Source organism: Actinopolymorpha sp. B17G11 (assembly GCF_040196095.1).
Lineage (GTDB): Bacteria > Actinomycetota > Actinomycetes > Propionibacteriales > Actinopolymorphaceae > Thermasporomyces.
On sequence record NZ_JBEFTW010000082.1, the window covers coordinates 1 to 5,752 of the forward strand.

Here is a 5,752-nt window from a genome sequence, read left to right on the forward strand (position 1 = left end):
CAGAGACCTGTCAGGAATCCCGACGAAGGGTCAAACAATCACATGAACGCGCCGAACCCGCACCGACCTCGCCGCCTACCCAGTCAGGGACACCACACCGCCGAAGAACCCGCGGGAGTTCCGACAAACGGCTCAGCGGTCGTGTCGTTCACGGTCGCGGTCAACTCCCGCAACTATGACCGGCAGACCGGCCAGTGGACCGACGGAGACACCTCGTTCGTCCGCTGTACCGCGTGGCGTCAGCTCGCCGAGAACGTCACCGAGTGCCTGCAGAAGGGCGACCGGGTGGTCGTGGCTGGCCGGTTCACCGAAGACCACTGGCAGGACGCCAAGACCGGCGAGAACCGGTCGGCGTGGAAGCTGACCGCCGACGCCGTGGGCGTCGAGCTGAGTTTCGCAACCGCCACACCGAAACGGGTCCGCCGCGCACCCGCCACCGCGCCCGATGACCCGTGGGCCAATGGCACCCGGACCCGGCCAGAGCCGGTAGGCGCCGGACCCGAACCCGCCGACGAACCACCCTTCTAACCGCACATTCGATGACTGACACGGCGGCCAGGCATGCCCTCTTCTCCGGGTGTGCCTGGCCGCACGTGTCCGTGCCAACCGTTCGCCCACCCTTCGCGCGTAGAGAGGTTCTCAAGACTGTGGTGGCTGCCGATCACGACGACCTGCCCGACGACGCCGGCGCGTACGAGCCGGCGGGGATGGCCGCCGACCCGTCCGCCGATGGGAAGGGGCCAACCCAGGCACAGATCCTGATGCAAATGGCCGAAGACGCCTACCGCCTGATCCGCTCCACCGACGGCCGCACCTACGCCGTCCCCCGGCTCGGCCCCAACCTCGCAGTCCCCCTCGCCTCCAAATCAGGGTCCGGGATCCGCGCCAAACTCGCCGACTCCCTGTGGCGACAGACCGGCAAGGTCGCCACCGGCTCCGCACTGTCCGACTGCATCAACGTGCTTGAAGGCGAAGCCAGCGAACTCGACCCGCAACCGGTGTTCCTCCGCATGGGCAGCCACAACGACACCACCGCCTCCGACGGGTCCGGCGACGGTGAGGAGGCGTTGGTGGTGGACATGGGCACCGAGACCGGGCAGTGCATCCGCATCACAAGCGACGGATGGGAGATCTGCCCGTCCTCGCCGGTGATCTTCCGCCGCTCCGAACTCACCCACCCCCTGGTCGAACCCGTCCGCGGCGGCACACTCGACCCGCTCCGGACACTGGTCAACCTGTCCGAGGACGACTTTCGGCTGGTCCTCGGCTGGGTGGTCGCGGCGTACTTCACCGACATCCCGCACCCGATCCTGCTCGTCCAAGGTGAACAAGGCACCGCGAAGTCCAACCTGATCCGCTGCCTGCTCGCCCTCATCGACCCCCAGCCCGCCGAAGACCGAGAAAGCCCAGCCGACAAACGCGAGTGGGCAATCTTCGCCCGCGCCTCCTGGGCATTCTCCTTCGACAACGTCACAGATATCCCCGACTGGCTGTCCAACTCCCTCTGCAAAGGGGTCACCGGCGACGCCGTACTGCAGCGCGTGCTGCACTCCGACGAAGACATCGCCGTGTTCTCGTTCCGCCGGGTGATCGCGATGACCACCATCGCCATCAAGCACGACCTCGCCGGGGACCTGACCGACCGGATGCTGCTCGTCGAACCCGAAGTCATCGAACACCGACGTGCCGAAGCCGACATCGCCCAAGCACGCGCCGACGCGATCCCCGATGCGCTCGGCGCCGTACTGGACTTGGTAGCCGGCGTCGTACGGGAACTGCCGAGTGTGCAGCTGCTGGACCCGCCGCGGATGGCCGACTTCGCCCAAGTACTCGCCGCCGTCGACACGGTGACCGGGTGGGCCACGCTGCCCGCCTACCGCGCCCGGGTCGCCGCGCTGGGCATGGCCCTGATCGAGGGCAACACCTTCGCCCGGGCCCTGCACTGGCACGCCGCCACCCTCAGACCCTGCCATGCGGGGGGGACCTTCGAGCCGGGAGTGTGGGAAGGCACCGCCGAGGACCTGCTCACCGTCCTCCGGGGCATCTGCGAGCGGCACGGGCTGCCTGTCGACGAGTTGCCCAAGGATGCGCGGGCGGTCGGGCGGAAGGTCCGGGAGATCGCCCCCTCGCTGCGCAAGGTCGGCGTCGACATCCGCCCGGACCGGACGAACAAGCGCCGCACTCTACGGCTGCAGCGCATCACCGACCCCGACCTGCTCTCCGGCCAGGGCTAAGGGCTCTCTCTCCTTCTTAGATTTCAAAAGGAGGAGAACTGATGTCACTGATGTCACCCGCGAGACATCTGCGCAGGTCAGGCCCGGTTTTCGGCGGTGACAACAAGCCGATTCTGTTGTCACCTTGTCGTCACTGATGTCACCACCCCGGTGACAACAACCCGGCCCCAGAGACATCAGGTGACAACAAAACTGGGCTGATGTCACCACCCGAAAAGCCGGCCTGACCTGCGCAAACACGCGGCCGGTGACAACAGTGACATCAATCCCGGCCCATTCACAATCTGCGAGCCACCCACGTCGTCCCAACCGGCGCCAACATCGCCCGACCGGGGCGGGGGATGTCTAACCTCCGCCGCACCGACCGGTCGCCGCGCCACACAGCCTGCACGCCCGCCGCGCCGCGGCCCGCGCCTGCCGTCACTGTCGGCGCCGCGGTGGCCGGGCCGTAGGCATCCCCCGCCCCCGCGCCCAAAGGGAGGCCCGTCGCATGTCCGAACCCCGCTGCCGGCGCTGCCGTACCCGGCTACTCCCGGTCTACGCCGGCCAGACCGAACACCCCGCCTGCTCACCCACCGACACCGGATGGATCCCCACACCCACGCCACGCCAGGCCACCCTCACCCCCACCGAGGACAAGCCTGGGCTGCGTCTCGCCCTCCAGCTGGCCGACGTTGGCTGGCACGTGTTCCCACTCTCACCCGCCAGCCGCCGACCATTCGGCAACTGCCGTACCTGCCGAACCACCCGCACGACGCCGCACCCGATCGAGCAGTGCCCGTGCCTGCCCGCCGGTAGGTGGTGCCACGGCGTCCGCGCCGCCACCACCAACCCGACCACCATCACCAGCTGGTGGCACACCCAGCCCGACGCCATCCCCGGCGTCGCCGCCGGACCCTCCGGCCTGGTCCTCATCGACATCGACAACCACCACGACCCCATACCCGACGACCTCGCCACCGGACTGCTGCCCGGCATCAACCTGGTCGCCGAACCCATCCCCGAACACGAGTGGAACGACCCCTCTGGCTTCCGCGACGGCCGCGACACTCTCCGCCTCCTCGCCCACATCCGCGGCGGAGAGCACCCCTGGCCTGCCGGACCACGACACCGTCCCGTCACCGTCGACACCCCTTCCGGGGGACGACACCTGTGGTACCAGGCACCCGTACAAGGCCTCCGCCAAGCACTCAGCGACCACGGACTCGCCTGGCAAATCGACATCAAAGCCGGCTGGTCCTACGGTGTCGCTCCCGGCGCCACCGCAACCGCCGGCCCGTACGAGGTTGTCGCCGGCGACATCGCCAGCCCCGGTCAGCTGCCCACCTGGCTTGCCCGCGAAATCATCCGCGTCACGTCACGGCATCCAACGCGGCCAGTCCCGCGCTCGCCCAGACCTCAACAGGGCCGTTCGGGACGAGGGCCCGCCGCCTACGTGACCACCGTCATCATGCGCGGCGCCGAACGGCTCGCCACCATGCGCGACGGCCGCAAATGCGCACTCGCCGCCCTCGCGTACCAGGTCGGTGGCCTACTCGACTGGTCCGGTCTCGACGAGTCGGACGTCGCCGAACAGCTCGTCATCGCCGGCACCAGCAGCGGACTCTCAACCAGCCAAGCCCACCGCATCACCCACCGGTCATTGGTCCGCGGCATGGCCGCACCGCTGCCCAGGCCACGTCCTCGAGGCCTCGATCGCCTCACTGCCGGCTGATCAGCATGCCGCTCCACTCTGACCCGGCGGTCCGACCGAGGCATTGCACGCCTGATCCCGTCACGACGCGAAGTCGACCCAGCGTCGTACTTCCTTCGCCTTGCAACCAAAGGAGTGCCAACCAGCATGGCTGAGCCCAACCCCAACCAGAAGCTCACCATCCCCGAAGTCTGCTCCGAGCTGCGCGTATCGCGGAGCACCTTCTACCACTGGCGCCAGATCGGAAAGGGGCCGCGCTGTATCAAGCTGCCCAACGGTGACGTCCGGGTGCGCCGGTCCGACCTCGACGCATGGATCGAGACCTACACGGAGGCCGCATGAAGACTTCTCGGCAGCGAGGTGCCGCCCACACGGGCGGCACCTCGCTCTCGCACAAGGTCCGGATCTGGGGTGTACGCAAGAACCTCAGCCGGAGCAAGCAGGAGAACGCGAAGCAGAAGAAGCCGACCTACACGGTTCGATGGAACGTAGACGGTGTTTCGCATCAGTCGACGTTCGCTACCCGCGCCCTGGCCGAAGCCGAGCGAAGCACGCTGCTGGCGTACGCCAACAAGGGTGTCGCCTTCGACAAGGTGACCGGCCTGCCGGAGCCCCTGCTACGCGAACGGCAGGCACGATCCTGGTACGAGCACGTGTGCGCCTACGTCGACATGAAGTGGTCCACCGCGGCCGGCAACTCACGGCGGAGCATCGCAGAGACAGTGGCAACTGTGACGCCAGCGTTGATCGTGAAGCGACGCGGCATGCCAGACCGGGCCCAGATTCGCCGAGCCATGTACGAGTGGGTGTGCGTGAAGACCGAGCGCGACTCCAACGTCCCACCCGCCGACCTGGCACCTGTCATCGCTTGGTTGCAGCAGAACACCGTCTCCCTCGCGGACCTGCAAGACGATATGACCGGGCCCGATCTGGTCCGCTCCGCGCTGGACGCGCTGTCGCTGAAGCTCGATGGCACCCGTGCCGCGAGGAACACCATCACGCGAAAGCGAGCGGTTCTCTACAACATGCTGGCCTACGCGGTGGAACTGCGGCAGCTCCGGCAGAATCCGATCGACCAGATCAGCTGGAAGCTGCCCAAGGCCGTCGAAAGCGTCGACGCCAGGGTCGTGGTCAACCGCCAGCAGGCTGACCGTCTCCTGGACGCCGTAGCCGGACAGGGCGAGAGAGGCGCCCGGATGAAGGCATTCTTCGGCTGCATGTACTACGCCGGCCTCCGCCCATCTGAGGCCGTCGACCTCCGCAGGGAGAACCTGGTCTGCCTGCCCGAGTCCGGTTGGGGTGACCTTCTGCTCACCGCCTCGAACCCTCGTGCTGGCAGCGCCTGGACGGACTCGGGCACATCGCGGGAGCGTCGGGCGCTGAAGCACCGGGGCCGCCAGGAAACGCGGTCCGTGCCGATCCATCCGAACCTTGCCGAGCTGCTACGAGCACACCTGGAGCAGTTCGGCGTCCACCGTGACGGGCGGATCTTCGTCGGCAAGTACGGCGGCACCTTCCAGGAAACCACCTACCACGCCGTCTGGAGCAAAGCCCGCGAGAACGCCTTCTCTGCCGCCGAATACGACTCCCCGCTAGTGTCCTCCGCCTGAAATTCGTGCGATATATCGGGCGAGGGAGTCGAGGATCTCCTCGGCGGTCTTCTTCCAGATGAAGGGCTTGGGGTTTTCGTTCCAGTTTTTGATCCACTCGCGGACGTCTTTCTCCAGCGCTTGGACGCTTTTGTGGACGCCGCGGCGTAGGAGTTGGTCGGTGAGGAAGGCGAACCAGCGCTCCACTTGGTTGATCCAGCTGGATCCGGTTGGGG

The 5,752-nt window shown here is 67.4% G+C and carries 5 protein-coding genes and 1 pseudogene; 5 read left to right on the forward strand and 1 reads right to left on the reverse strand.

The window, feature by feature from the left end; translation table 11 throughout:
- The first annotated feature begins 42 nt into the window (after positions 1-42).
- The 5 genes from ssb (at position 43) to ABN028_RS34935 (ending at position 5,537) form a co-directional block, all read left to right on the forward strand.
- Positions 43-528, forward strand: a complete 486-nt coding sequence (ssb, locus tag ABN028_RS34915) for a single-stranded DNA-binding protein (RefSeq protein WP_349699625.1) — start codon at positions 43-45, stop codon at positions 526-528.
- A gap of 119 nt (positions 529-647) precedes the next feature.
- Positions 648-2,234, forward strand: coding sequence for an AICE element replication initiation protein (locus ABN028_RS34920; RefSeq protein ID WP_349699626.1), 1,587 nt, complete (start codon positions 648-650; stop codon positions 2,232-2,234).
- Between the two features lie 490 nt (positions 2,235-2,724).
- The gene (locus ABN028_RS34925) at positions 2,725-3,948 is read left to right on the forward strand and encodes a bifunctional DNA primase/polymerase (protein ID WP_349699627.1); all 1,224 of its coding nucleotides are present in this window, start codon (positions 2,725-2,727) and stop codon (positions 3,946-3,948) included.
- Between the two features lie 126 nt (positions 3,949-4,074).
- Complete coding sequence (locus ABN028_RS34930) at positions 4,075-4,269, forward strand: helix-turn-helix transcriptional regulator (protein WP_349693114.1); 195 nt, start codon at positions 4,075-4,077, stop codon at positions 4,267-4,269.
- Entirely contained in the window at positions 4,266-5,537 is a 1,272-nt protein-coding gene (locus ABN028_RS34935; protein WP_349699628.1) for a tyrosine-type recombinase/integrase, read from the forward strand. The genes ABN028_RS34930 and ABN028_RS34935 overlap by 4 nt, the downstream gene beginning before the upstream one ends.
- On the opposite strand, the pseudogene ABN028_RS34940 reads toward ABN028_RS34935, so the two are convergent.
- Positions 5,520-5,752, reverse strand: a pseudogene (locus ABN028_RS34940) (IS630 family transposase); the annotation flags it as partial. The gene ABN028_RS34935 and the pseudogene ABN028_RS34940 sit on opposite strands and share 18 nt — an antisense overlap.

Excerpts from the sequence above, each read along its gene's own strand:
- ABN028_RS34935 (WP_349699628.1), top strand. The coding sequence starts at position 4,266 with ATGAAGACTTCTCGGCAGCGAGGTGCCGCCCACACGGGCGGCACCTCG.
- ABN028_RS34925 (WP_349699627.1), top strand. The coding sequence starts at position 2,725 with ATGTCCGAACCCCGCTGCCGGCGCTGCCGTACCCGGCTACTCCCGGTC.
- ABN028_RS34930 (WP_349693114.1), top strand. The coding sequence starts at position 4,075 with ATGGCTGAGCCCAACCCCAACCAGAAGCTCACCATCCCCGAAGTCTGC.
- ssb (WP_349699625.1), top strand. The coding sequence starts at position 43 with ATGAACGCGCCGAACCCGCACCGACCTCGCCGCCTACCCAGTCAGGGA.